Below are 24004 nucleotides of genomic sequence, written 5' to 3' on the forward strand. Positions count from 1 at the left end.
CGCACCCGCGGCGACGGAAGTCAACGCCTCGTCACGCGCCTTCCTTCAGTACCCGTGTGACCAACTCCCTCTCGTCGTCGGTGAGTCGGGGATCGGCCGTGTGCACGGTGCGATCGCCGACCGTGATCTCGTAGCTGAAGCCGTCCGGGACGCCCGCCGGGGGCGCGCTCCGGCCGGACGCGAGGACGCGCCTGGCCAGGGCCTGCCACTCCTCGGCGTCGGGCCGACAGGAGGTGTCCACCTCGGCCCGGCGCTCGATGCCCGCGAAACCGCCCGTACGCCGCACTCGAATACGCATGGCTACGTGTCTAGTACGGAACTACAGCGTGCGCACCCCCACCTGTTCCCAGGCCTTCTGCACGGCCCGCAGTTCGTCCCCGGCGCCGTACCGCTCCCGGGCCGCCTTCACCGTCAGGGTGGCGAAGTCGGTGAACTGGGCGTCCTCCTTGAGGTCGCCGCCGGTCAGCACGTCGTACCAGACCTGCCCGGCCTTCTCCCAGGAGTGGCCGCCGAGGGCGGTGGCGGTCAGGTAGAAGGCGTGGTTGGGGATGCCGGAGTTGATGTGCACGCCGCCGTTGTCGCGGCCGGTGCGGACGTAGTCCTCCATCCGCGCCGGCTGCGGGTCCTTGCCGAGGACGTCGTCGTCGTACGCCGTGCCCGGGGCCTTCATCGAGCGCAGGGCGGTGCCGGTGACGCGCGGGGCGAGCAGCCCGGCGCCGATCAGCCAGTCGGCCTCGGCGGCGGTCTGGCCGAGCGTGTACTGCTTGATCAGCGAGCCGAAGACATCGGAGAGCGATTCGTTGAGCGCGCCGGACTGGCCGTGGTAGTCCAGGTTGGCGGTGTGCTGGGTGACGCCGTGGGTCAGCTCGTGGCCGATGACGTCGACCGGGATGGTGAAGTCGAGGAAGACCTCGTTGTCCCCGTCGCCGAAGACCATCTGCTCGCCGTTCCAGAAGGCGTTGTCGTAGCCCTCGCCGAAGTGCACGGTGGCGTCCAGCGGCAGGCCGTTGCCGTCGATGGAGTGCCGGCCGTACACCTTCAGATACAGGTCGAAGGTGGCGCCGAGGCCCGCGTACGCCCGGTTGACGGAGGCGTCGGAGCCGGGCTCGGAGCCCTCCTCGCGGACCTTGGTTCCGGGCAGGTCCTGGGTGTGCTCGGCGTCGTAGATGGTGCGGTGCGGCCGGTCGTCGGCGGCACCCTCGGGCGGGGCGACGGCGGCGGCGCCGATCACCGTGGTCAGGCGGCGCTTGGTGCGCTGGTAGGCGTCGTGCTCCAGGGAGCGGCGGGCCGGTCCGGACAGGGCGGGGTCGTCGTGCCGGGCGAGCTGGTCGAGGACGTGCGGCGGCACGATCGTGCAGAAGACGGGCTCGAAGCCCCCGTTGCTGGTCATACCTGAAACCATCGCATTGTGTGACCTCACTGTCACTACCTGCCACCATGATTGGTGAAATACCGGGACAACGGTGGCCACGCAGCGTGACGTTGTGCTACGGCGATGTGGTATAGCGCACTCTTTGTCCGGATTTGCCGCAGGGTCCCGCATACTGGGACAGGCCCGCGCGCCCGGAACGGCTCGGCTAGGCTGCGGAGCATCATGCGTTCCTGGCTGCTTCTCCTTAGCTGCCGCGGCGAGGGTCTGTAGTCGAGGCCGACTCCCTCCCCGCGGAGCTCGGCGTCGCGTCGTCGGCCGTCCGTCCGGATATCCGGGACACCCCGAGGAGCCCACGCATCATGGCCAACCGCCAGCAGCCCAGCCCCATGCCGGTCCACAAGTACGGCCGCTACGAGCAGGTCGACATCCCGGACCGCACCTGGCCCGGGAAGCGGATCACCGCCGCGCCCCGCTGGCTCTCCACCGACCTGCGCGACGGCAACCAGGCGCTGATCGACCCGATGTCGCCCGAGCGCAAGCGCCGGATGTTCGACCAGCTGGTGAAGATGGGCTACAAGGAGATCGAGGTCGGCTTCCCCGCCTCCGGCCAGACCGACTTCGACTTCGTGCGCTCGATCATCGAGGAAGAGGGCGCGATCCCGGACGACGTCACGATCTCGGTGCTGACCCAGGCCCGCGAGGACCTGATCGAGCGCACGGTGGAGTCCCTCAAGGGCGCCAGGCGGGCCACCGTCCACCTGTACAACGCCACCGCGCCGGTCTTCCGCCGGGTCGTCTTCCGCGGCTCCAAGGACGACATCAAGCAGATCGCCGTCGACGGCACCCGCCTGGTGATGGAGTACGCCGAGAAGCTGCTGGGCCCCGAGACCGAGTTCGGCTACCAGTACTCGCCGGAGATCTTCACCGACACCGAGCTGGACTTCGCCCTGGAGGTCTGCGAGGCGGTCATGGACGTCTGGCAGCCCGGCCCGGGCCGCGAGATCATCCTCAACCTGCCCGCCACCGTGGAGCGTTCCACCCCGTCCACGCACGCGGACCGCTTCGAGTGGATGCACCGCAACCTCTCCCGCCGTGAGTACGTCTGCCTGTCCGTGCACCCGCACAACGACCGCGGCACGGCCGTGGCCGCCGCCGAGCTGGCCCTGATGGCCGGCGCCGACCGCGTCGAGGGCTGCCTGTTCGGCCAGGGCGAGCGCACCGGCAACGTCGACCTGGTCACCCTGGGCATGAACCTGTTCTCCCAGGGCGTCGACCCGCAGATCGACTTCTCCGACATCGACGAGATCCGCCGTACGTGGGAGTACTGCAACCAGATGGAGGTCCACCCGCGCCACCCGTACGTGGGCGACCTGGTCTACACGTCCTTCTCCGGCTCCCACCAGGACGCCATCAAGAAGGGCTTCGACGCCATGGAGGCCGAGGCGAAGGCCAAGGGCGTCACGGTCGACGACATCGAGTGGGCGGTGCCGTACCTGCCCATCGACCCCAAGGACGTCGGCCGCTCCTACGAGGCCGTCATCCGGGTCAACTCCCAGTCCGGCAAGGGCGGCATCGCCTACGTCCTGAAGAACGACCACAAGCTGGACCTGCCGCGCCGGATGCAGATCGAGTTCTCCCGGATCATCCAGGCGAAGACCGACGCCGAGGGCGGCGAGATCACGCCGAAGGACATCTGGGCCGTCTTCCAGGACGAGTACCTGCCCAACCCGGACAACCCCTGGGGCCGCATCCAGGTGCGGACCGGCCAGTCCACGACGGACACCGACGGCGTGGACACCCTCACCGTCGAGGCCACCGTCGACGGCCGGGACACCGTCCTGACCGGCTCCGGCAACGGTCCGATCTCGGCCTTCTTCGACGCCCTGCACACCCTGGGCATCGACGTACGCCTGCTGGACTACCAGGAGCACACGATGAGCGAGGGCGCCTCCTCGCAGGCCGCCTCCTACATCGAATGCGCCATCGACGGCAAGGTCCTGTGGGGGATCGGCATCGACGCGAACACCACGCGCGCCTCGCTGAAGGCGGTCGTCTCCGCGGTCAACCGCGCCGCCCGCTGACGGTTTCCCCGCCCGCCGCACACCGGCGGGCGGGGTGCCGGTTTCCGGCCAACACGGCCCCAGGTCACGGAAAGGTCTCCTACGGGGTACTGACTCCGCCTCCCGGATGTGGCTAACATCACGCCAGCGCGGCGATGTTGCCGCGCCGTTACGGAGGTGCGACGTGCTGCCAGTACGGGGACGAGACGGCCGTGCCACCGGGGCCCTGCGCATCCTGGGCACCCGCACCGCGTGGACGCCCGTCGGCGACGGAGAGTTCTTCTGTCCCGGCTGCGGCGGCGACCGCAACTACCAGCGGCTCACCGGCCGCCGCAGGCTCACCCTGCTCGGCGTGCCCCTGCTGCCGCGCGGCGAGACCGGGCCGGTGGTGGAGTGCGCCGCCTGCCGGGACCACTTCGGCACCGACGTCCTGGGCCACCCCACCACCCGCCGCTTCTCCGCGATGCTCCGCGACGCCGTGCACACCGTCGCCCTCGCGGTCCTCGCCGCGGGCGGCACCTCCTCCCGTACGGCCCTGGAGACGGCCGCCGCCACGGTCCGCGCGGCCGGCTTCGCCGACTGCACCGAGGAACAGCTCGCCGCGCTGGTCGACGCCCTCGCCGCCGACACCGGCCGGTACTTCGAGCAGCCCTCCGGCGCCGGGCTGACCATAGAGCTGCACGAGGCCCTGGACCCGCTCGCCCCGCACCTCGCCCCGGCCGGCCGCGAGGCCCTGCTCCTCCAGGGCGCCCGCATCGCCCTCGCCGACGGCCCCTACACCCCCGCCGAACGCGACGCCCTCGCCACCGTCGGCGCGGCCCTCACCATCCGCGCCGAGGACGTCACCCGGCTGCTGGCCGCCGCCCGCACCCCCTCCTGATCACCCCGGCGGAGTAAGAACGAAGCCCCTGTCGCGGGCACCAATCAGGGCGTGACCCCGCGCAGCCGCACCCACGCGACCGTCCTCGCCCTCCTCACCGCACTCGGCGCCCTCACCGCGCTCACCACCCGGCACCCCGCGCACGCGGCGCCCGGCACCTGCGACTCCTCCGTGCCGTACGCCTCCGGACAGGGCGGCTACGCCGTCTACCGCATCCCCGCCGTGGTGCGGACCCGGTCCGGCACCCTCCTCGCCTTCGCCGAGGGCCGCCGCGACGGCCCCCAGGACAGCGGGGACATCGACGTCGTGCTGCGCCGCTCCGCCGACGGCGGCTGCACCTGGGGCCCGCTGACCGTGGTCGCCGCCGGCCACGGCGACACCCGGGGCAACCCGGCGCCCGTCGTCGACCCGCGCACCGGCACCATCGTCCTGGTGACCTGCGGCAACAGCGGCAGCGCGACCGAGGCGCGGATCATGCGCGGCGAAGTCGCCCCCGAACAGGGCCGCCGGGTCTACGTCCAGCGCAGCGCCGACGACGGCCGGAACTTCACCGCCTCCCGGGAGATCACCGGCACGGTGAAGCGGCCGGACTGGCGCTGGTACGCCACCGGCCCCGGCCACGCCCTCGCCCTCACCCGGGGCCCCCACGCCGGCCGTCTGCTGATCCCCGCCAACCACTCCGCGGCCCCGCCCGCCGGCTCCCCCGACACCGGCCAGGAGGCCAAGTACTACGGCGGCCACGCCCTCTACAGCGACGACGTCGGCCACAGCTGGCACCTCGGCTTCGTGGACGCTGACTACGACGGCGTGACCAACGCCAACGAGACCAGCGCCGCCCAGCTCCCCGACGGCCGCGTCTACCTCGCCGCCCGCGACCAGAACGGCACCGCGCCCGGCAACCGGCTCGACGGCTACTCCAGCGACGGCGGCCAGACCCTGGACCGCCCCTACGCCGTCCAGCCCGCCCTGAACGCCGTCCCCGTGGTCCAGGGCAGCGTCCTGCAACCCGACACCCCGGGCGCCCCCCTGCTGTTCTCCGCGCCCTCCGTGCCCACCGCCCGCCGCGCCCTCGCCCTGTGGGCCGGCGCGGACGCCGGCCGCACCTTCACCCCGCTGCTCACCCTCACCGACCGCCGGTCCGCCTACTCCGACCTGGTCCAGCTCGGCCCCCGCCACATCGGCGTCCTCTACGAGACCGGCACCGACAGCCCCTACGAGACCCTGGAGTTCCGCCGCGTCCCGCTGCCCTGACAGCGGCCCAGGACGGGCCGCCGTCCCGTGCGCGTCAGCGTCCGTGCGCGTCCCGCCCCAGCAGGCCCGCCGCCGCGAGGAACTTGCCGACCCGCTCGACCTCCTCGCCGGACAGCGGGACCTGCGGCTCGGCGGTCACCGGGCAGTCGATGACGCCGCGCAGGTGCAGGGCCGCCTTGAACGCGCCCAGCGCCGCCGAACTGCCGCCCATCCGCGCCGGATCGCCCACGCCGACCATCCCGAACAGGGCGCACAGCCGCTCCTGCTCGGCCCGCGCGCCCTCCTGGTCCGCCGCCCGGCAGTGCCGGTACAGCCGGACGTACCCGTGCGGGTCGACGTTGGCCAGGCCCGGCACCGCCCCGTCCGCGCCCAGCTCCAGCGCCGCGTCGGTGATCTGCTCCGAGCCGGTCAGCACCCCGAACCCCGGGTGCGCGCGGGAGCCCGTGACCAGCTCCCGGAAGGCCGCCAGGTCCCCGCTGGAGTCCTTGACCCCGGCCAGCACGCCGTCCCCGGCGAGCCCCAGCACCAGGTCCGCGGGCAGCTTGGTGTGCACGGCCACGGGGATGTCGTAGGCGATCACCGGGACCGGGCTGGCGGCGGCGATCCGGCGGTAGTGGCGGACGATCTCCGCGGGGTGGGTGCGGGCGTAGAACGGGGCGGTGACGACGACGGCCCGCGCGCCCGCCGAGGTGACCGCGGCGACATGCTCCAGGACGCGCGGGGTGGTCATGTCGATCGCGCCGGCGATGACCGGCAGCTGCCCGCCCACGTGCGCGGTCACGGCCGCCACCACGCGCCGGCGCTGCGCGTCCGTCAGGAACGCCGCCTCCGAGGTCGAGCCCAGCAGGAACAGCCCGTGCACCCCCGCCTCCACCAGGAAGTCCACCAGGCGCAGCAGGGACGGCACGTCCACCTCGCGTTCCGGTGTCAGGGGCGTGCAGACGGGCGGGACGACACCGGTGAGCGGGGTGGGAAGGGTCATTCAGGGCTCCTGGCGCGCTAGGTCTCTGGTCGACGTGTCCTCCTCCACAGGATGGTGACACCGGTAGCGGTGAGCGGGGTGTGACGCGGCCGAGAAGTCCGGCATCACCCGGGCGCACAGCTCGTCGGCCTTCCAGCACCGGGTGCGGAACGGGCAGCCGCTCGGCGGGCGGGTCGCCGAGGGCACCGGCCCGGTCAGCGGGATCGGGTCGATGGGGTCCAGCAGGCCCGGCGTGGCCGAGAACAGGGCCCGGGTGTACGGGTGCCGGGCCGCGTCGGTGACCCGGCCGGCCGGGGTCTCCTCCACGATCCGCCCCAGGTACATCGTGATCACCCGGTCGCTCATCCGCCGTACCGTCTGGATGTCGTGCGAGACGAACACCAGGGCGAGGCCGAGGCGTTCCTTCAGGTCCAGCAGCAGGTTCAGGATCTGCGCGCGGACCGAGACGTCCAGGGCGCTGGTCGGCTCGTCGGCGACCACCAGCGCCGGGTCCAGGGCGAGCGCGCGGGCGATGGCCACCCGCTGCCGCTGCCCGCCCGACAACTGCCCGGGCAGGGCGTCGGCGAGCGCCCCGGGCAGCCCCACCAGCGCCATCAGCTCCCGTACCCGCTCCTCGCGTGCGGCCCGGGTGCCGCGCCGGTGCACGTCGAGGGGGTCGCGCAGGATGCGGCGGACGGTCAGCCGGCGGTTCAGCGCGGTCGACGGGTCCTGGAAGACCAGTCCGGTGCCCGCCCCCACGGTCGCCCGGCGCTCGGCGGCCGGCATGGCCCACAGGTCCCGGCCGCGGAACGCCACGGTCCCCGTCACCGGCCGCTGGATGCCCACCAGCACCTGCGCCAGCGTCGACTTCCCGCACCCCGACTCGCCGACCACGCCCACCGTCTCCCCGGCCGCCACGGTCAGGTCGGCGCCGGTCAGGGCGTACACCCTCTCCCGCCGCAAGAGCCCGCCGCCGCGCGCCCGGTGCACCACGTGCGCGTCCCGTACCTCCACCACGGCGGTCATTGCAGTGCCTCCTCGCTCTCCGTGGACGTCGGCTCCACCGCCGGGTGGTGGCAGGCGGCCGTGTGCGCGGCGGTGCCGGTCAGGACCGGGGCGGTGGTGTGGCACACCTCGGTGGCCAGCGGGCAGCGGTCGGCGAAGCGGCAGCCCGCCGGGAAGTGGGCCGGGGACGGCACGACGCCCCTGATCTGCGTCATCCGCTCCTCGGCGGACTCCAGCGACAGCACGCTGCCGAGCAGGCCCCGCGTGTAGTGGTGGGCCGGCGCCGCCACCAGGTCGGCGGTCACCCCGGTCTCCACGATCTGCCCGCCGTACATCACCGCCACCCGGTCGGTGACGTCCGCGATCAGCGCCAGGTCGTGCGAGACCAGGACCAGCGCGAAGCCCAGCTCCTCGCGCAGCCGCAGCAGCAGCTCCATGACCTGGGCCTGCACGGTGACGTCCAGGGCGGTGGTCGGCTCGTCGGCGACGATCAGCCGCGGCTCGCGGGACAGGGCCATGGCGATGAGCACGCGCTGGCGCTGCCCGCCGGACAGCTCGTGCGGATAGCTGCGCAGGGTGCGTTCCGGGTCCAGCCCGACCAGCGACAGCAGCTCCGCGGGGCCGCGCCGGCCGCCGCGCCGGACGAGCTGCCGGAGCTGGGCGCGGACGGTCATGGCCGGGTTCAGCGAGGACAGGGCGTCCTGGTAGACCATCGCCATCTCGTGGCCGAGCAGCCGGCGCCGGGCCCGCGCCGGCTCGGTCAGCAGGTCCCGCTGCCGGAACCGCACCTGCCCGCCGACCCGGGCGCCCTTCGGCTGGAGTCCCATCACGGTGAGCGCGGTCAGCGACTTGCCGCAGCCCGACTCGCCCACCAGGCCCAGCACCTCGCCGGGGTACACCTCGAAGCCGACCCCGGCCACGATGTCCACGCCCCGGTGCCGGTCCGGGAAGCCGATGGTGAGGTTCTCCACGGCGAGCACCGGCTGCCCGCTCCGGCCGGGCAGCGGCCGGGCCCGGGAGCGCAGCCGCCGGGCGGCCTCGGCGAGGCCGGGCAGCGGCAGCACCTCACCGGTGGCGGGTTCCGGCGTCTGGAGCCGGTCCGCGGGTGTGCGCACCTCCCTGGGGGCGGGCGCGGCCCACGCGTCCGACAGGCCCTCGGAGAGGATGTTCAGCGACAGCACGGTGACCAGGATCAGCAGCCCCGGGAAGACGGTCGCCCACCAGCCGCCGGTCAGCACCATGTTCTTGCCGTCGGCGATGACGCTGCCCCAGGACGGGTCCGGGGGCCTGACGCCCGCGCCGATGAAGGACAGGGACGCCTCGAAGACGATGGCCTCGGCGACCTGGACCGTGCAGAACACCAGCACCGGGGCGGCGCAGTTGACGGCCACGTGGCGCAGCACGATGTGCGGGGTGCGGGCGCCGATGACCCGCTCGGCGGTGACGTAGTCCTCGCCGTACTGGTCCAGCACGTTCGCCCGGACCACCCGGGCCACCGGCGGGGTGAACAGGAACGCGATGGCGCAGATCAGCACGCCGATCCCGCCGCCGAACACGGCCACGAGCACGGCGGCCAGCGCGATGCCGGGGAACGCCATCACCACGTCCAGGCAGCGCATCAGCGTCTCGTCCACGGCCTTGCTGGAGGTGGCGGCGACGGCCCCGAGCACGGCCCCGGCCACCAGCGCCAGCGCGGTCGCGCCCAGCCCGATGGCCAGCGACCAGCGGGCGCCGTGCATCAGCCGGCTGAGGATGTCCCGGCCCAGGCTGTCCTGGCCCATCCAGTGCGCGGCGGACGGCGCCCCCGTCCCGCCGGCCGGGTCCCGCATGTCGAGCGGGTCGTCCGGCGCCAGCACCGGGGCGAGGAGGGCGACCAGGACGACCACGGCCAGGAAGCAGACGGCGGCCTTCGACGGCAACGGCAGCCGGCGCCAGCCGCGCAGCCGGACGCCGGGCCGGGACAGCCGCTCGGTGAGCCTCGCGCGCGTGACCATCAGCCCGCCCTCAGTCGTGGGTTGGCCAGCAGATACAGGATGTCGATGACGAGGTTGACGACGACGAACCCGGTCGCGGTGGTCAGCACCACGCCCTGCACCACCGCCGGGTCGCCGTTCTGCACCGCGTCGATCATGAGCTTGCCCATGCCGGGCAGCGAGAAGATCGTCTCGATGACGACGGCGCCGCCGAGCAGATAGCCGACCCGCAGTCCGAGCACGGTGAGCGGGTTGACCAGCGCGTTGCGCAGCACGTTCCGGCCGACCACCACGCGCGGCGGCAGCCCGCCGCCGATCGCCGTGCGCACGTAGTCCTTGTCCAGCTCCTCCACCACCGAGGTCCGCACGATCCGGGTGAGCTGGGCGGCGACCGGCAGCGACAGGGCGACGGCGGGCAGCGCCATGGTCCGCAGCCAGCCGGTGACCGAGTCGCCCGGGTTGATGTAGCCGCCGGTGGGGAACCAGCCCCGGTCCACGGCGAGGTACTGGATCATCAGCAGCGCCAGCCAGAAGCCGGGCGCGGCCACCCCGACCAGCGACACCACCCGGATGACCTGGTCCGGCAGCCGGTCCCGGTACACCGCCGCCGTCACCCCGCCCGCCAGCGCCAGGACGACGGCGAGGGCGAGCCCGAGGAAGGTCAGCTGGAGGGTGAGCGGCAGCGCGGTGGTGACCTGGTCGAGCACCGGGGCGCGGGTGAGGGCGCTGGTGCCGAGGTCGCCGTGGAGGACGTCGCCGACGAAGTGGACGTAGCGCACGGGCAGCGGGTCCAGCAGCCCGTTGCGCTCCCGGAAGTCGTGCAGCTGCTCGGGGGTGGGGTTGGCGCCCTGGAAGAACGCGGAGGCCGGGTCGGCGTCGGAGAACCGCATCACCAGGAACACGAACAGCACGATGCCCAGCAGCAGCGGCACCAGCAGGGCGACGCGGCGCAGCAGGATGCGTACGACCGTGGTCATGCCGTCAGCTCCAGCGGGCCTGGAGGAGGTTGACGCCGGGGTAGGGCTGGGGCCTTATCCCGGTGAGCTCGCGCGGGTCCCACGCGGTCATCAGCTCGTTGTGGACGACCGGGTACAGCACGGCCTGTTCGGCGACCACGTCGAGGCAGTCCTGGATCATCGCCTTCTTCCTCGCGGGGTCCGGCTCCCGGGTCGCCCGGTCCATGTCGGTGAAGAGCCGCCTGGCGACCGGGGCGTCCGCCCACCGCGTGTAGCGCATCCACAGGTTGTCGGGGCCGTGGTTGTAGCGCAGGATCAGGTCGGCGTCGAGCCCGAACTGGTTGGGGTTGGAGGCGGCGGCCACCACCTGGTAGTCGCGCCGCTGGTCCATCTTGGTGAACACGGCCGTGGTCTCCTGCGGCGCCAGGGTGGTGCGCACGCCCACGGCGTCCCAGCAGGACTTGACGGTCGGCAGGCAGTCCACGATCCAGCTGACGTTGACGGCCATGATCTCGACCTTCAGGTCGGTCACCCCGGCGGCCTCCAGCAGCGCCTTCGCCTTGCCGGGGTCGTAGTCGTAGACGGTCCGGGCCCGCCGGTGGCTCGGGTTGCCCTCGTTGAGGAACGAGGACGCGGGCCTGCCGTGCCCCTTCAGGGCGACCCGCACCATCTTCTCGCTGTCGATGGCGTAGTGCAGGGCCTGGCGCACCCGCACGTCGTCGAACGGCTTGTGCCGGGTGTTGAACATCAGGAACAGGTTGTTCATCCCGGCCCCGCCCGCCACCTTCAGCCCGCCCTGCTCCAGGCGGGGGATGTTGGCGTACGGGATGTTGTCGGCGATCTGCGCGCCGGCGTCGGTGCCGGAGATCCGCGCGACGCGGGAGGAGGCGTCCACGATGGTCAGCCAGTTCATCTTCCGGAAGACGGGCCTGCGCGGGCCGTTGTACGCGGCGAACGCCTCGAAGGTGGTGTTCGACTTCGGGTGGTGCGCGGTCTGCCGGTACGGCCCCGAGCCCACGGCCAGTCCCTTGACGGCGTCGTCCCAGGCTCCGGGCCGGGAGTAGACGTGCGCGGGCATGATCTTGGCGAGGGTGAGCCGGGCGAGCCCGTCCGGGAACGGGAACTTGAGCCGCAGCTCGACGGTCCGGGGGCCGGCCGCGCGGACCGACTCCAGCCAGGAGGCGAAGAAGCCCTTGGCGAGGGTCTGGGTCTTCGGGTCGAGGATCCGGTCGAAGACGAACTCGACGTCCTCGGCGGTGACGGGCTTGCCGTCGTGGAAGGTGGCGCCGTCGCGGAGCGTGAACCGCCAGGTGGTGGCGTTCGGGTCGGCGGGGAGCGCGGTGGCGAGGGCGGGGTACGGCGCCCGGGTGATCGGGTCGGTGTCGAGAAGTCCCTCGTAGATGTGATTGTTGGCGGCCATCGCGAACGCGGAGGCGGTCTGCGTCGGGTCCCAGCTGCCGTCGTTGCCGTAGCCGATGACGGCGGTCAGCGTCCGGTCCCGGCCGCCGCCCCCGCCGCCGGGGTCGTTGGTCGACTCCGGCCCGGCGGAACACCCCGCCAGCGCCGCCCCCGCGCCCAGCACCCCGGCCCCCAGCAGCAACGACCGGCGGCGCGGTGCCGGTACGTCGGGGATCACGTCGTCGCGCACGGGTCCTCCAGCAGGTCGGTGAGCCGATGAGGGGTGGGGGTGGTGGGAGGAGTGAGATACGACGTCCTACGTCCTACGTCCGCTCGGTAGCGCGACGATAGGAGGGGCCGTGGGGGCGGTCAAGACAGCGCACGCGAACGAACCCGCCCGTCCCAGCTCCACCCGGGTGAATCCCGCCCCCGTCCGGCGCGTTCGCGTTCCGCCCCCGAGCGCTCCCGTACCGCCTGTCGCGGACCGCCGGCCACGGCCGACCCGGGGCGGCAACGCCTTCCGAGCGGAGAAGCGCAGCGTCACGCTTGATGTACAAAGCGTAAACTCGGACATGGAAGGGGAGCAGAGTGAGCGGCATCGAAGAGGCGGAGGAGGCGTTGAGGGAATTGCGGTCGGCTCTCGAGAAGGCCGGGGTCGTTCTCCCGTCGCTGGGGCTCGATCCGGTGAGTGTCGTGCGGGAGGTGCCCTGCCCGCTGGTGGACCTGGGGCGGTGTTCGGTCCAGACCGCGCGCCGGCTGGCGGCGGCACTGGCGGGGGAGGCCCGGTGAAACCCGTCGTCGGCAGTCATGTGGTGGACACCCGCACCGGGAAGGTCGGCGTCGTCATGGGGCACGAGGGGCCGTATGTGCAGGTGAGACCCTACGGCGGCGGGCGCGAGTGGGACGCCGAGCCGGGGGCGCTGCGCTGCGCCACCCCGGCCGAGCGGCTCAGCGCGGCCACCGCGTACGCCAACGCCCGCAGCCGCGGCGAGGTGCTCTAGCGCTCTTGCCCATGGGCGAGAATGGGCCCATGAGTCTGTTCCGCGACGACGGCATCGTGCTGCGCACCCAGAAGCTGGGCGAGGCGGACCGGATCATCACCCTGCTCACGCGCGGGCACGGACGGGTGCGGGCCGTGGCCCGCGGGGTGCGGCGGACGAAGTCGAAGTTCGGGGCCCGGCTGGAGCCCTTCTCCCATGTGGACGTGCAGTTCTTCGCCCGTGGGAGTGAGCTGGTCGGGCGCGGCCTGCCGCTGTGCACGCAGAGCGAGACCATCGCTCCGTACGGCGGCGGGATCGTCACGGACTACGCCCGGTACACCGCCGGGACGGCCATGCTGGAGACCGCCGAACGCTTCACCGATCACGAGGGCGAGCCGGCGGTACAGCAGTACCTGCTGCTCGTCGGGGCGCTGCGGACGCTCGCCCGGGGCGAGCACGCGCCGCATCTCGTCCTCGACGCCTTCCTGCTGCGGTCTTTGGCCGTCAACGGCTACGCGCCCAGCTTCGGCGACTGCGCCAAGTGCGGGATGCCGGGACCGAACCGGTTCTTCTCCGTGGCCTCCGGCGGCTCGGTGTGCGCCGACTGCCGGGTGCCCGGCAGCGTCGTGCCGTCGCCGCAGACCCTGGTACTGCTGGGGGCGCTGCTTACGGGAGACTGGGAGACGGCGGACGCGTGCGAGCCGAGATACGTCCGCGAGGGCAGCGGGCTGGTGTCCGCCTACCTGCACTGGCACCTGGAGCGCGGACTGCGCTCCCTGCGCTACGTAGAGAAGTAAGCACGGCACGGGTCGAGGAGACGAGAAGCACATGGTCGTACGCGGGATCCTGGGGCGCCAGCGGCGCGAGTACAAGGCGCCGGAGCCGCATCCGTCCGGTGCCCGCGCGCCCAAGCTCCCCGGTGAGCTGGTGCCGAACCACGTCGCGATCGTGATGGACGGCAACGGACGGTGGGCCAAGGAGCGCGGGCTGCCGCGCACGGAGGGGCACAAGGTCGGCGCAGAGCGGGTGCTGGACGTGCTCCAGGGCTCGATCGAGATCGGCGTGCGCAACATCTCCCTGTACGCCTTCTCCACCGAGAACTGGAAGCGCTCGCCCGACGAGGTCCGCTTCCTGATGAACTTCAACCGGGACTTCATCCGCAAGACCCGTGACGAGCTCGACGCGCTCGGCATCCGGGTGCGCTGGGTGGGCCGCATGCCCAAACTGTGGAAGTCGGTGGCGAAGGAGCTGGAGGTCGCCCAGGAGCAGACCAAGGGCAACGACCTGCTCACCCTGTACTTCTGCATGAACTACGGCGGCCGGGCCGAGATCGCCGACGCGGCGCAGGCCATCGCCGAGGACGTGCGGGCGGGCCGGCTCGATCCGTCGAAGGTGACCGAGAAGACCGTCCAGAAGTACCTGTACTACCCGGACATGCCGGACGTCGACCTGTTCCTGCGGCCGAGCGGTGAGCAGCGCACCTCCAACTACCTGCTGTGGCAGAGCGCGTACGCCGAGATGGTGTTCCAGGACGTGCTGTGGCCCGACTTCGACCGCCGCGACCTGTGGCGGGCCTGTATGGAGTTCGCCTCCCGGGACCGCCGCTTCGGCGGCGCCGTCCCGAACGAGAAGCTGCTGGCGATGGAAGCGGCCATGAAGGGCGATTCCTGACCAGCGGGTTCACCACCCGCGCCCCGCGAGGGGCGCGGGGAACCGCGCGACCGGCCACGACGCGCCCGCGGCCGACAACGCCCCCGCTCTCTCTTGTGGCGGCTAGCCCTCGGCACACTCCGCGCACGTGCCGAAGATCTCCACCGTGTGGGCCACGTTGACGTAGCCGTGTTCCGCCGCGATGGCCTCCGCCCACTTCTCGACGGCCGGGCCCTCCACCTCCACGGCCTTGCCGCAGGCGCGGCAGACCAGGTGGTGGTGGTGTTCGCCGCTGGAGCAGCGGCGGTAGACGGACTCGCCGTCGGAGGTGCGCAGGACGTCGACCTCGCCGGCCTCGGCGAGGGACTGGAGGGTGCGGTAGACCGTGGTCAGCCCGACGGAGTCGCCCTTGTGCTTGAGCATGTCGTGCAGCTCCTGGGCGCTGCGGAACTCGTCGACCTCGTCCAGGGCCGCTGCCACGGCTGCACGCTGGCGGGTCGCGCGCCCCTTCACGGGCGGTCCAGCGGTCGTCACCGTTGCCTCCTTCGATGGCTCGCTTCTGCCCGGGCCATTGTGCCAGCCCGGGCGATCGGCGGTCAGACGCCGATCTCGTCCGCGGCCTCGCGAGCGGCGGGAATCGCGCACTCGGCGGGGTCCGGGGCGGGCCGGGCCGCGGCCGCCGCGCGGGCGCGCCGCCGGGCCAGCGGGGTGGCGAGCGCGGTCAGCGCGAGGAAGGCGGCGATGGTCAGCAGGACGATCGTGGCGCCGGGCGGGACGTCCTGGTAGTAGGAGGTGACCGTGCCGCTGACGGTCACGGCCACGCCGATGGCGACGGCGATCACGAAGGTGACGGTGAAGCTGCGGGTGAGCTGCTGGGCCGCCGCCACGGGCACGACCATCAGCGCGGACACCAGCAGCAGCCCGACCACCCGCATGGCGACGGTCACGGTGACGGCCGCGGTGACGGCCGTCAGCAGGTTCAGGGCGCGCACCGGCAGGCCCGTGACCCGGGCGAACTCCTCGTCCTGGCTGACCGCGAAGAGCTGGCGGCGCAGGCCCAGGGTGACCAGCAGCACGAAGGCGGCGAGCACGCAGATCGCGGTCACGTCGGACGGGGAGACCGTGGACAGGGAGCCGAACAGGTACGAGGTCAGGTTGGCGTTGGAGCCGCCCGGCGCCAGGTTGATCAGCATCACGCCGCCGGCCATGCCGCCGTAGAACAGCATGGCCAGGGCGATGTCGCCGCGCGTGCGGCCGTACCAGCGGATCAGCTCCATCAGCACCGCTCCGAGCACGGAGACGGCCGTCGCCATCCACACCGGGGAGGTGGAGAGCAGGAAGCCGAGGCCGACGCCGGTCATGGCCACGTGTCCGATGCCGTCGCCCATCAGGGCCTGGCGGCGCTGGACCAGGTAGATGCCGACGGCGGGCGCGGTGATGCCGACCAGCACGGCGGCCAGCAGCGCCCGCTGCATGAAGGCGTAGTTCAGGAATTCCATCAGCTCAGCAGTCCCGTGCGGATCGGTTCGGTGCCCGCCGGCGCGTGCGGGTGTACGTGGTCGTGGCCGGGCAGGGCGTGCTGGCCGACCGCGCGCGGCGGCGGGCCGTCGTGCAGGACGCAGCCGTCGCGCAGGACCACCGCCCGGTCGATCAGCGGCTCCAGCGGGCCCAGCTCGTGCAGCACGAGGAGGACCGTCGTACCGGCCCCGACCTGCTGCCGCAGGGTCGCGGCCAGGACCTCCTGGCTGGCCAGGTCGACGCCGGCCATCGGCTCGTCCATGATCAGCAGCTCCGGCTCGGAGACCAGCGCGCGGGCGATCAGCACCCGCTGGTGCTGGCCGCCGGACAGGGCGGTCACCGAGTCCTTGGCGCGGTCGGCCATGCCGACCAGCTCCAGGGCGCGCCGGACGGCCTCCCGGTCGGTCTTGCGGAAGGGCCCGAAGCGGGTGCGGGCGAGCCGGCCCGAGGAGACGATCTCGGTGACCGTCGCCGGGACGCCGCCCGCGGCCGTCGTGCGCTGCGGTACGTAGCCCACGCGCGCCCAGTCGCGGAAGGACCGGCGCGGGGTGCCGAACAGTTCGACCGTGCCGCCGCTGACCGGCACCTGGCCGATGATCGCGCGGACGGCGGTGGACTTGCCGGAGCCGTTGGCGCCGAGCAGCGCGACGACCTCGCCGCGGCCGACGGTGAGGTCGACGCCGCGCAGCACGGGCCGGGCGCCGAGCTCGGCGGTCACCCCGCGCAGGGCTATGACGGGTTCGCCGGTGGTCATGGTGCCTCCCGTGCCGCTCACTTGGCGCCCAGGGCCTGCTGGAGCGCCTTCAGGTTGGCCCGCTGGACCGCGAAGTAGTCCTGGCCGCGGGAATGCTTCGTGATGCCCTCGATCGGGTCGAGGACGTCGGTCTTCAGGCCCGTGTCGCTCGCGATGGTCTTGGCGGTCTTGTCGCTGACGAGGGTCTCGTAGAAGACCGTGGAGACGCCGTCTGCCTTGGCCATCTTCTCCAGGTCCTTCACCCGGGCGGCGCTCGGCTCCGACTCGGGGTCGAGGCCGTTGATGGCCTCCTCGGTGAGGCCGTAGCGCTCGGCGAGGTAGCCGAAGGCGGCGTGGGTGGTGATGAAGACCTTGCCCTTCGTGTGCGCGAGGCCGTTCTCGAACTCGGTGTTCAGCGCGTTCAGCTGCTTCACCAGGGCGGCGGTGTTCTTCTTGTAGTCGGCGGCGTGGTCGGGGTCGGCCTTCTCGAAGGCCCTGCCGACGCCCTCGGCGACCTGGGCGTAGCGCACCGGGTCGAGCCAGATGTGCGGATCCTTGCCGGACTCGTCCCCGCCGTGCTCGTGCTCGTGGTCGTGCTCGGCCGCGTGGCCGCCGACCTCGTTGCCGTGCTCCTCCAGCGTGGTCAGGGAGGCCGCGTCGATCTTCGTGTCGACCGGGGACTGGGCCACCGCCTCGTCGACGGAGGGCTGGAGGTTCTTCAGGTACAGCACCGCGTCGGACTCCTCCAGGGAGGCGATCTGCCGGGTGCTCAGCTCCAGGTCGTGCGGTTCCTGGCCGGGGGAGGTGAGGCTGGTGACGTGGACGTGGTCCCCGCCGATCCGCTCGGCGAGGAAGGCCATCGGGTAGAACGACGCGACGACGTCGAACTTCTCGGTGTTGCCCGCTCCCGCCGCGTCGCCGGAGCAGCCGGCGAGGGTGGCGGTCCCGAGCGCGGTGACCGCGGCCATGGCGGCGGTGGGTATGAGGCGTCGTCGTACGTTCATGACACTCATTTTCAACAAATATGGAAACCGTTGTCAACAACGCTCGTCATACGGTCCGGACAGGGGCCGATTTGGTCGTGGGGGAGCCTGCGCCGGTAACCTGAATCATTCGCTGGAAGCATCTCGCTTCAACGCCCGTCGTCGTAATGAAGAGAGCACCGTGGCCGCCGACAAGATCGACACCATCGTCAGCCTGAGCAAGCGCCGTGGCTTCGTTTTCCCCTGCAGTGAGATCTACGGCGGCCAGCGTGCCGCCTGGGACTACGGACCGCTGGGTGTCGAGCTCAAGGAGAACATCAAGCGCCAGTGGTGGCGCTACATGGTGACGTCGCGCGAGGACGTCGTCGGTATCGACTCGTCCGTGATCCTGGCTTCCGAGGTCTGGGTCGCCTCCGGCCACGTCGCCACCTTCACGGACCCGCTGACCGAGTGCACCTCGTGTCACAAGCGGTTCCGCGCCGACCACCTGGAGGAGGCGTACGAGGAGAAGAAGGGCCACGCCCCGGCGAACGGCCTCGCGGACGTCAACTGCCCGAACTGCGGCAACAAGGGCCAGTTCACCGAGCCCAAGCAGTTCTCCGGCCTGCTGTCCACCCACCTCGGCCCGACCCAGGACTCCGGCTCCGTCGCCTACCTGCGCCCCGAGACCGCCCAGGGCATCTTCACCAACTTCGCCCAGGTGCAGACCACCTCGCGCCGCAAGCCGCCGTTCGGCATCGCCCAGATGGGCAAGTCGTTCCGCAACGAGATCACGCCGGGCAACTTCATCTTCCGCACCCGCGAGTTCGAGCAGATGGAGATGGAGTTCTTCGTCAAGCCGGGCGAGGACGAGCAGTGGCAGGAATACTGGATGGAGCAGCGCTGGAACTGGTACACCGGCCTGGGTCTCCGTGAGGAGAACATGCGCTGGTACGAGCACCCCAAGGAGAAGCTCTCCCACTACTCCAAGCGCACCGCCGACATCGAGTACCGCTTCCGGTTCGGCGGCAGCGAGTGGGGCGAGCTGGAGGGTGTCGCCAACCGCACCGACTACGACCTCTCCGCGCACGCCAAGGCCTCCGGCCAGGACCTCTCCTACTTCGACCAGGAGGCCGGCGAGCGCTGGACGCCGTACGTCATCGAGCCGGCGGCGGGTGTCGGCCGCACCATGCTGGCCTTCCTCCTGGACGCCTACGTCGAGGACGAGGCGCCCAACGCCAAGGGCAAGATGGAAAAGCGCACCGTGCTGCGCCTGGACCACCGCCTCGCCCCGGTGAAGGTCGCGGTGCTCCCGCTGTCCCGCAACCCGGAGCTGTCCCCGAAGGCCAAGGGCCTCGCCCAGGCGCTGCGCCAGCACTGGAACATCGAGTTCGACGACGCCGGCGCCATCGGCCGCCGCTACCGCCGTCAGGACGAGATCGGCACGCCGTACTGCGTGACGGTCGACTTCGACACCCTCGAGGACAACGCCGTCACCGTGCGCGAGCGTGACTCGATGAAGCAGGAGCGGGTGTCGCTGGACCAGATCGAGGGCTACCTGGCCTCGCGTCTGCTGGGCGCCTAGTCACCACCGCGTGATGCCGGGCGGGCCGATGACGGCCCGCCCGGCATTCGTGTGTCCGCGCCCGCTCAACGGCCCTGCAGGGCCTTGACGTTGTCGCCGAACGTCCAGTTCTTCGAGCCGTCCCAGTTGACGGACCAGGTCATCAGACCCTTGAGCGAGGAGCCGTAGTTCCGCCAGGCCTGGGCGACCAGGGACGGGGACATGTAGCCGCCGCCCGCGCCGGGCTGGGCGGGCAGCCCCGGGACCTGCTTGTCGTAGGGCACCTTGATCGTCGTGCCCTGCACCACCAGCCCCTTGTTCAGGCAGTCGGTCTGCGCGGTGAAGCCCTGCACGGTGCCCGCCGAGTAGGAGTCGCCCGAGCAGCCGTACATGCTGCCGTTGTAGTACTGCATGTTCAGCCACCACAGCCGGCCGTTGTCCGCGTACTTCTTGATGACCGGCAGGTACGCGCCCCAGATCGAGCCGTAGGTGACGCTGCCGCCGGTGACGTACGCCGTCTCCGGGGCCATCGTCAGGCCGAAGTTGGACGGCATCTGGGCGAGGATCCCGTCGATGATGCGGATCAGGTTGGCCTGGGACGGGGACAGCTGGTTGATGTTGCCGCTGCCGACCAGGCCCGTCTCGATGTCGATGTCGATGCCGTCGAAGTTGTACTTCTTCAGGATCGGCACGATCGTCGCCACGAAGCGGTCGGCGACGGTCTGGGACGACAGGTCGATGCCGGCCGCCGCGCCGCCGATGGACAGCAGGATCGTCTGGCCGGCCGCCTTGGCCTGGCACATCTCGGCGGGCGTGGACACCTTCACACCGGCGTCCATGCCGTCCTCCCACAGCGCGGTGCCGTCGGAGCGGATCACCGGGAAGGCCGCGTTGATCACGTTGTAGCCGTGGGCGGGGATGCGGGAGTCGGTGATCGGGGTCCAGCCGAAGGGCGGGTGGACGCCGTTGGCGGAGCCGTCCCAGTTCTCCCAGTAGCCCTGGAGCACCTTGCCCGTGGGCCTCGACTTCACCGCGCAGGTGTCGGCGGCGGAGGCGGCGGGTGCGGTGGCGATCGCGAGCGGGGCGAGGACGGCGCCGGTCAGGGCGGCGGTGAGCAGGCGCAGGGTGCGGCGGAGCATCGGGCCTCCCGGCGGGGGGTTCGGGTCGTGGGGATCGCGATGGGGTGTCGCAGACATGACAGTGCGCTGGTCCAGACCATTCGTCAAGAGGTCTGGACCATGGCGTTGGTGAAAAATATTGGACTGACAGATATTGAAATCTGTTAGCTGTCATGTCACAGTGGTGGCATGACGATGCGAACCCGAAACCTCGGCACCACCGGCCCCCAGGTCTCCGCCCTCGGCCTCGGCTGTATGGGCATGTCCGGCATGTACGGCGAGGCGGACCGCGCCGAGTCGATCGCGACCGTCCACGCGGCCCTGGAGGCCGGCGTGACGCTGCTCGACACCGGCGACTTCTACGGCATGGGCCACAACGAACTGCTGATCAACGAGGCGCTGCGCACCGCCCCCGCCGCGCTGCGCGAGAACGCGCGGGTCAGCGTGAAGTTCGGCGCGCTGCGCGGCCCGGACGGCGACTGGTACGGCTTCGACGGCCGCCCGGCCGCCGTGAAGAACTTCGCCGCCTACTCCCTCCAGCGCCTCGGCGTAGACCACATCGACGTCTACCGCCCGTCCCGGCTCGACCCGGACGTGCCCATCGAGGAGACCGTCGGCGCCATCGCCGAACTGGTCGACAAGGGCTGGGTCCGGCACATCGGGCTCAGCGAGGTCGGCGCGGACACCATCCGCCGGGCCGCCGCGACCGCCCCCATCGCGGACCTCCAGATCGAGTACGCGCTCATCTCCCGGGGCCCCGAGCGGGAGATCCTGCCCACCCTGCGCGAGCTGGGCATCGCCGTCACCGCGTACGGCGTGCTCTCCCGCGGGCTGATCTCCGGCCATGTCTCGGCCGACCGGGCCTTCGCGGCGAACGACTTCCGCGCCCACTCGCCCCGCTTCCAGGGCGACAACCTCCGGCACAACCTCACCCTGGTCGAGTCCCTGCGTGAGATCGCCGGGCGGAAGGGTGTCACCGTCGCGCAGATCGCCATCGCCTGGGTGCTCTCCCGGGGCGAGGACATCGTGCCGCTGGTCGGCGCCCGCACCCGGCAGCGGCTCGACGAGGCGCTGGGCGCGCTGGACGTGACCCTGGAGGAGGCCGACCTCGCCGCCATCGAGGCCGCGGTGCCGGCGGACGCGGCGGCCGGCGACCGGTACGCGGCGGAGCAGATGGCGATGCTCGACAGCGAACGCTGACGGCGTGCCGGGTACCGTCTAGGCATGCCTTCGACCAGCGAGACCCTGACCGCCGAGCGCATCCTCGAAGCCACCGAGGAGGTGCTGCGCCGCCACGGCCCGGCCAAGGCCACCGTGGTCGACGTGGCCCGCGCGCTCGGCGTCAGCCATGGCAGCGTCTACCGGCACTTCCGCACCAAGGCGGCGCTGCGCGAGGCGGTGACCAAGCGCTGGCTGGACCGCACCTCCGAGCGGCTCGCGGGCATCGCCGCCGCCGAGGACCTGGCCCCGGAGCGGCGGCTGCGGGACTGGCTCGCGGCCCTCTTCGACGCCAAGCGGCACAAGGCGGGCGACGATCCCGAGCTGTTCGCCACGTACACCGTGCTCGTCGACGAACTCGGGGGCGTGGTCCACGACCACATCGCCGACCTCACCGGCCAGCTCACCCAAATCATCGCGGCGGGCACGGAGTCGGGCGACTTCACCGCCCCCGACCCGGCCACGGCGGCCCGCGCCGTCTTCCACGCGACGGGCCGCTTCCACGACCCGGGCTACGCCCGCGAGTGGACGACGCCGGGGATCGAGGAGGAGTTCGATGCGGTGGTGGGGCTGCTGGTACGGGGGTTGAGGGCGGCGGGGTAGGGGCCATCCCCGTGGGGGACGGAGTGGAACACTGTGTGGTTCACCGGTCCTCCTCCTCGCCCTCGTAGCCGGACAGGCGTTCGCCGCGTGACTCGGCGACGCGGAGGGCGTCGAAGAGGCATTCCGTGAGCCTCGTCGCCGTGAAGCGCAACTCCGGCCGGGACGAGTCCGGGTCGTCCAGCAGCACCCGGGCCGCTCCCAGCACCTCGCGCCCGGCGCCGAGTTGGGCCTCCTCCATCTCGTCGGCGAGCCGGCTGATGATCCCCTTGGGATCACTGGCGCGCAGATACACACGCCTGCCGTTCTCGGACCACGGGAGCAGGCGGGGGCGGTTCATACGGCTGGTTGTGGCTTCGGGCACTGTCAGCACCTCCACGGAGTTGGTGGCCATGCCCCCGGGACCGTCGCCACGGTCGCGGGGGTCCTTGCCGGAGGACCCTCTCGCCAGGCGCCGATCGGCAACAGGGACGGAGCGTCCCACTTTCCTCACGCTAAGTCGTGACTCCCAGGAATTCGGCGAGCTTGCGCAGCCCTGGTGGCCGGTACGAGGCGGTCCAGAGGTCGGTCACGACGGCAACGGCGTGCGTATGGTGCCGCATCCAGGTGGGGGCGGTCCGCCGTAGCTTCTCGAGTGTCTTCACGGCGCCCTCGGCGTCCCCGATGTCCGTATGGGCCCGGGCCACGTCCAGGAGCAGCCAGGTACGCCACGACGGAGGGATGTCCGCGCCGAGCCGCATCCCCTTCGCGAGGTTCAACGCCTCCTCCGGACGTGCGTGCTGGACGGCGAGACGGACGCGTTCGATGCGTACGGACGACCTGCTGAAGACGGAGAGCATCCGGCCGTCCGCCGGGGGCGTGAGCGTCGTCAGGCGGCGGGTGGCGTCCTCGGCCGTCCGCATCATGTCGCTGGCGGTGTCGTAGTCGCCGGAGCGGGCGGCGGACGTGGCCGCCGACATGATCAGTCCGCCCCAGACGCGTAAGCCCTCGGCGTTCCAGCCGCGTTCGCGTGCCAAGCCGTCGGCCGCGTGGACGGCGAGGTGTTTGGCGTCGTCCAACCGGTTCTGCCGCTGGTAGTTCCAGGCGACGGAGTTGCTGATCATGCGGGCCAGCAGCGGGTCCGAAGACCTCCCGGCCGCGTTCATGGCGCGTTCCAGGGCGCTCAACGCGAGATCGGTCTTGCCGAGCCGGATGGCGAGGTGCCCTGCCAACTGGAGGGTTTTGCCCAAGGCGGCTTCCCCGGCCGCCCGCTCGTCGGGGGTGCCCACCGCGGCGGCGAAGCGGGCGTCGTCGAGCATGCCGGGCAGTAGCTCCATGAGGCGCCCGAACTCCGCGTCGTGGTACAGCGTCCAGCCGTCGGCGATCTCCCCCCACAGGAGGGCAAGGGACAACTTCTCGGCCCCCTTCGGTTCCTGAGGGGGGAGGAACAGCGGCGGCATGATCGCGCGACGTAGAGCGACCAACTGCGGAGGGTCGGGCTCGCCGGTCGACGGTATCGCGGGAGGGTCTCCCAGGAGCGCGGTCAACTCCACTCCCAGGCCCCCGGACAGCGCGTGCAAGGTCGGCAGCCGGGCGCTGTGCTTGCGCTTCTGTTCGAGCTTCCGTACCAGGTCCACGGAGACCCCGGAGCGTTCCGCCAGCGCCTCCTGCGTGAGATCGGCGAGCCGTCGCAAGCGGGCGATCCGGTCACCCAGGTGTTCACTCACCATGCCGACCAAGCTACCGCCGGTGAGCGGCCCTTGGGGAAGCTACCCGCCGCCGGAGCGGTACGGAGCTGCCCGGCGAGTCGGGCCGCACCCACTCGC

The 24004-nt window shown here is 71.8% G+C and carries 24 protein-coding genes; 10 read left to right on the forward strand and 14 right to left on the reverse strand.

From position 1 onward, the window contains the following. Positions 1-31: 31 nt before the first annotated feature. A complete protein-coding gene (locus ACSURM_RS24590) occupies positions 32-298 on the reverse strand; it encodes a protealysin inhibitor emfourin (protein ID WP_436957922.1) in 267 nt (88 codons plus the stop codon). Positions 299-319: 21 nt separating this feature from the next. Continuing rightward, positions 320-1390 carry a M4 family metallopeptidase gene (locus ACSURM_RS24595; protein WP_436957923.1) on the reverse strand — a complete coding sequence of 357 codons (1071 nt, stop codon included), beginning with the start codon at positions 1388-1390 and terminating at the stop codon, positions 320-322. A 341-nt stretch (positions 1391-1731) separates the two neighbouring features. Here ACSURM_RS24595 and leuA point away from each other — a divergent pair, with 341 nt between their 5' ends. From leuA to ACSURM_RS24610, 3 genes are all read left to right on the forward strand, one after another. After that, complete coding sequence (leuA, locus tag ACSURM_RS24600) at positions 1732-3453, forward strand: 2-isopropylmalate synthase (protein ID WP_436957924.1); 1722 nt, start codon at positions 1732-1734, stop codon at positions 3451-3453. A 163-nt stretch (positions 3454-3616) separates the two neighbouring features. After that, positions 3617-4312 carry a TerB family tellurite resistance protein gene (locus tag ACSURM_RS24605; RefSeq protein WP_436957925.1) on the forward strand — a complete coding sequence of 232 codons (696 nt, stop codon included), beginning with the start codon at positions 3617-3619 and terminating at the stop codon, positions 4310-4312. Between the two features lie 51 nt (positions 4313-4363). After that, positions 4364-5563 (forward strand): sialidase family protein, encoded by a 1200-nt coding sequence (locus ACSURM_RS24610; protein ID WP_436957926.1) that lies wholly within the window; start codon positions 4364-4366, stop codon positions 5561-5563. Between the two features lie 34 nt (positions 5564-5597). Here ACSURM_RS24610 and ACSURM_RS24615 read toward each other — a convergent pair whose 3' ends face one another. The 5 genes from ACSURM_RS24615 to ACSURM_RS24635 are packed head-to-tail and all read right to left on the reverse strand — an operon-like array spanning position 5598 to position 12106. Then, a complete protein-coding gene (locus tag ACSURM_RS24615) occupies positions 5598-6545 on the reverse strand; it encodes a dihydrodipicolinate synthase family protein (protein WP_436957927.1) in 948 nt (315 codons plus the stop codon). After that, on the reverse strand, positions 6546-7550 hold the full coding sequence (locus ACSURM_RS24620) for an oligopeptide/dipeptide ABC transporter ATP-binding protein (protein WP_436957928.1): 1005 nt from the start codon (positions 7548-7550) through the stop codon (positions 6546-6548). It lies immediately after the preceding gene. Next, positions 7547-9523, reverse strand: a complete 1977-nt coding sequence (locus ACSURM_RS24625) for a dipeptide/oligopeptide/nickel ABC transporter permease/ATP-binding protein (RefSeq protein ID WP_436957929.1) — start codon at positions 9521-9523, stop codon at positions 7547-7549. Before ACSURM_RS24625 ends, ACSURM_RS24620 begins: the two co-directional genes overlap by 4 nt. Beyond that, positions 9523-10479 (reverse strand): ABC transporter permease, encoded by a 957-nt coding sequence (locus ACSURM_RS24630; protein ID WP_436957930.1) that lies wholly within the window; start codon positions 10477-10479, stop codon positions 9523-9525. The genes ACSURM_RS24625 and ACSURM_RS24630 overlap by 1 nt, the downstream gene beginning before the upstream one ends. 4 nt (positions 10480-10483) lie before the next feature. Then, the gene (locus tag ACSURM_RS24635; protein ID WP_436957931.1) at positions 10484-12106 is read right to left on the reverse strand and encodes an ABC transporter substrate-binding protein; all 1623 of its coding nucleotides are present in this window, start codon (positions 12104-12106) and stop codon (positions 10484-10486) included. 338 nt (positions 12107-12444) lie between these two features. Between ACSURM_RS24635 and ACSURM_RS24640 the strand changes: the two genes are divergently transcribed. Genes ACSURM_RS24640 through ACSURM_RS24655 form a run of 4 tightly spaced genes read left to right on the forward strand, consistent with a single transcriptional unit; the run spans position 12445 to position 14507 of the window. Next, the gene (locus tag ACSURM_RS24640) at positions 12445-12645 is read left to right on the forward strand and encodes a hypothetical protein (RefSeq protein WP_189996891.1); all 201 of its coding nucleotides are present in this window, start codon (positions 12445-12447) and stop codon (positions 12643-12645) included. Continuing rightward, complete coding sequence (locus ACSURM_RS24645) at positions 12642-12857, forward strand: hypothetical protein (RefSeq protein ID WP_030777175.1); 216 nt, start codon at positions 12642-12644, stop codon at positions 12855-12857. Before ACSURM_RS24640 ends, ACSURM_RS24645 begins: the two co-directional genes overlap by 4 nt. A gap of 29 nt (positions 12858-12886) precedes the next feature. Next, positions 12887-13633: a DNA repair protein RecO gene (gene recO / locus ACSURM_RS24650; protein ID WP_030604856.1), complete on the forward strand. Its 747-nt coding sequence runs from the start codon at positions 12887-12889 to the stop codon at positions 13631-13633. 31 nt (positions 13634-13664) lie between these two features. After that, complete coding sequence (locus ACSURM_RS24655; protein WP_436957932.1) at positions 13665-14507, forward strand: isoprenyl transferase; 843 nt, start codon at positions 13665-13667, stop codon at positions 14505-14507. Between the two features lie 102 nt (positions 14508-14609). Here ACSURM_RS24655 and ACSURM_RS24660 read toward each other — a convergent pair whose 3' ends face one another. The 4 genes from ACSURM_RS24660 to ACSURM_RS24675 all read right to left on the reverse strand — a co-directional run bounded on the left by ACSURM_RS24660 (position 14610) and on the right by ACSURM_RS24675 (position 17741). Further along, complete coding sequence (locus ACSURM_RS24660) at positions 14610-15020, reverse strand: Fur family transcriptional regulator (RefSeq protein WP_030777170.1); 411 nt, start codon at positions 15018-15020, stop codon at positions 14610-14612. 62 nt (positions 15021-15082) lie between these two features. Next, positions 15083-15985: a metal ABC transporter permease gene (locus ACSURM_RS24665; protein WP_436957933.1), complete on the reverse strand. Its 903-nt coding sequence runs from the start codon at positions 15983-15985 to the stop codon at positions 15083-15085. Further along, entirely contained in the window at positions 15985-16758 is a 774-nt protein-coding gene (locus ACSURM_RS24670; protein WP_436957934.1) for a metal ABC transporter ATP-binding protein, read from the reverse strand. The genes ACSURM_RS24665 and ACSURM_RS24670 overlap by 1 nt, the downstream gene beginning before the upstream one ends. A gap of 17 nt (positions 16759-16775) precedes the next feature. After that, positions 16776-17741 (reverse strand): metal ABC transporter substrate-binding protein, encoded by a 966-nt coding sequence (locus ACSURM_RS24675; RefSeq protein ID WP_436957935.1) that lies wholly within the window; start codon positions 17739-17741, stop codon positions 16776-16778. Between the two features lie 160 nt (positions 17742-17901). On the opposite strand from ACSURM_RS24675, the gene ACSURM_RS24680 reads away from it, so the two are divergent. Then, a complete protein-coding gene (locus ACSURM_RS24680) occupies positions 17902-19284 on the forward strand; it encodes a glycine--tRNA ligase (RefSeq protein ID WP_436957936.1) in 1383 nt (460 codons plus the stop codon). Between the two features lie 65 nt (positions 19285-19349). Here the strand turns inward: ACSURM_RS24680 and ACSURM_RS24685 are convergent, their stop codons facing one another. After that, on the reverse strand, positions 19350-20402 hold the full coding sequence (locus tag ACSURM_RS24685; protein ID WP_436957937.1) for a chitinase: 1053 nt from the start codon (positions 20400-20402) through the stop codon (positions 19350-19352). Positions 20403-20570: 168 nt separating this feature from the next. Here ACSURM_RS24685 and ACSURM_RS24690 point away from each other — a divergent pair, with 168 nt between their 5' ends. Beyond that, on the forward strand, positions 20571-21581 hold the full coding sequence (locus ACSURM_RS24690) for an aldo/keto reductase (RefSeq protein ID WP_436957938.1): 1011 nt from the start codon (positions 20571-20573) through the stop codon (positions 21579-21581). Positions 21582-21605: 24 nt separating this feature from the next. Continuing rightward, on the forward strand, positions 21606-22202 hold the full coding sequence (locus ACSURM_RS24695) for a TetR family transcriptional regulator (RefSeq protein ID WP_436957939.1): 597 nt from the start codon (positions 21606-21608) through the stop codon (positions 22200-22202). Between the two features lie 40 nt (positions 22203-22242). Here ACSURM_RS24695 and ACSURM_RS24700 read toward each other — a convergent pair whose 3' ends face one another. Then, entirely contained in the window at positions 22243-22539 is a 297-nt protein-coding gene (locus ACSURM_RS24700) for a hypothetical protein (protein ID WP_436957940.1), read from the reverse strand. A gap of 154 nt (positions 22540-22693) precedes the next feature. Then, on the reverse strand, positions 22694-23908 hold the full coding sequence (locus tag ACSURM_RS24705; protein ID WP_436957941.1) for a helix-turn-helix domain-containing protein: 1215 nt from the start codon (positions 23906-23908) through the stop codon (positions 22694-22696). Positions 23909-24004 lie beyond the last annotated feature (96 nt).

Source organism: Streptomyces sp. SudanB182_2057 (assembly GCF_964272715.1).
Lineage (GTDB): Bacteria > Actinomycetota > Actinomycetes > Streptomycetales > Streptomycetaceae > Streptomyces > Streptomyces rubradiris.

Bases quoted from the DNA above. Each gene is read 5' to 3' on its own strand.
- ACSURM_RS24690 (WP_436957938.1), top strand. From the start codon at position 20,571: ATGACGATGCGAACCCGAAACCTCGGCACCACCGGCCCCCAGGTCTCC.
- ACSURM_RS24630 (WP_436957930.1), bottom strand. From the start codon at position 10,479: ATGACCACGGTCGTACGCATCCTGCTGCGCCGCGTCGCCCTGCTGGTG.
- ACSURM_RS24685 (WP_436957937.1), bottom strand. From the start codon at position 20,402: ATGCTCCGCCGCACCCTGCGCCTGCTCACCGCCGCCCTGACCGGCGCC.
- ACSURM_RS24695 (WP_436957939.1), top strand. From the start codon at position 21,606: ATGCCTTCGACCAGCGAGACCCTGACCGCCGAGCGCATCCTCGAAGCC.
- ACSURM_RS24665 (WP_436957933.1), bottom strand. From the start codon at position 15,985: ATGGAATTCCTGAACTACGCCTTCATGCAGCGGGCGCTGCTGGCCGCC.
- ACSURM_RS24615 (WP_436957927.1), bottom strand. From the start codon at position 6,545: ATGACCCTTCCCACCCCGCTCACCGGTGTCGTCCCGCCCGTCTGCACG.
- ACSURM_RS24670 (WP_436957934.1), bottom strand. From the start codon at position 16,758: ATGACCACCGGCGAACCCGTCATAGCCCTGCGCGGGGTGACCGCCGAG.
- ACSURM_RS24655 (WP_436957932.1), top strand. From the start codon at position 13,665: ATGGTCGTACGCGGGATCCTGGGGCGCCAGCGGCGCGAGTACAAGGCG.
- ACSURM_RS24705 (WP_436957941.1), bottom strand. From the start codon at position 23,908: ATGGTGAGTGAACACCTGGGTGACCGGATCGCCCGCTTGCGACGGCTC.
- ACSURM_RS24590 (WP_436957922.1), bottom strand. From the start codon at position 298: ATGCGTATTCGAGTGCGGCGTACGGGCGGTTTCGCGGGCATCGAGCGC.
- ACSURM_RS24620 (WP_436957928.1), bottom strand. From the start codon at position 7,550: ATGACCGCCGTGGTGGAGGTACGGGACGCGCACGTGGTGCACCGGGCG.
- ACSURM_RS24595 (WP_436957923.1), bottom strand. From the start codon at position 1,390: ATGACCAGCAACGGGGGCTTCGAGCCCGTCTTCTGCACGATCGTGCCG.
- recO (WP_030604856.1), top strand. From the start codon at position 12,887: ATGAGTCTGTTCCGCGACGACGGCATCGTGCTGCGCACCCAGAAGCTG.
- ACSURM_RS24625 (WP_436957929.1), bottom strand. From the start codon at position 9,523: ATGGTCACGCGCGCGAGGCTCACCGAGCGGCTGTCCCGGCCCGGCGTC.
- leuA (WP_436957924.1), top strand. From the start codon at position 1,732: ATGGCCAACCGCCAGCAGCCCAGCCCCATGCCGGTCCACAAGTACGGC.
- ACSURM_RS24675 (WP_436957935.1), bottom strand. From the start codon at position 17,741: ATGAACGTACGACGACGCCTCATACCCACCGCCGCCATGGCCGCGGTC.
- ACSURM_RS24700 (WP_436957940.1), bottom strand. From the start codon at position 22,539: ATGAACCGCCCCCGCCTGCTCCCGTGGTCCGAGAACGGCAGGCGTGTG.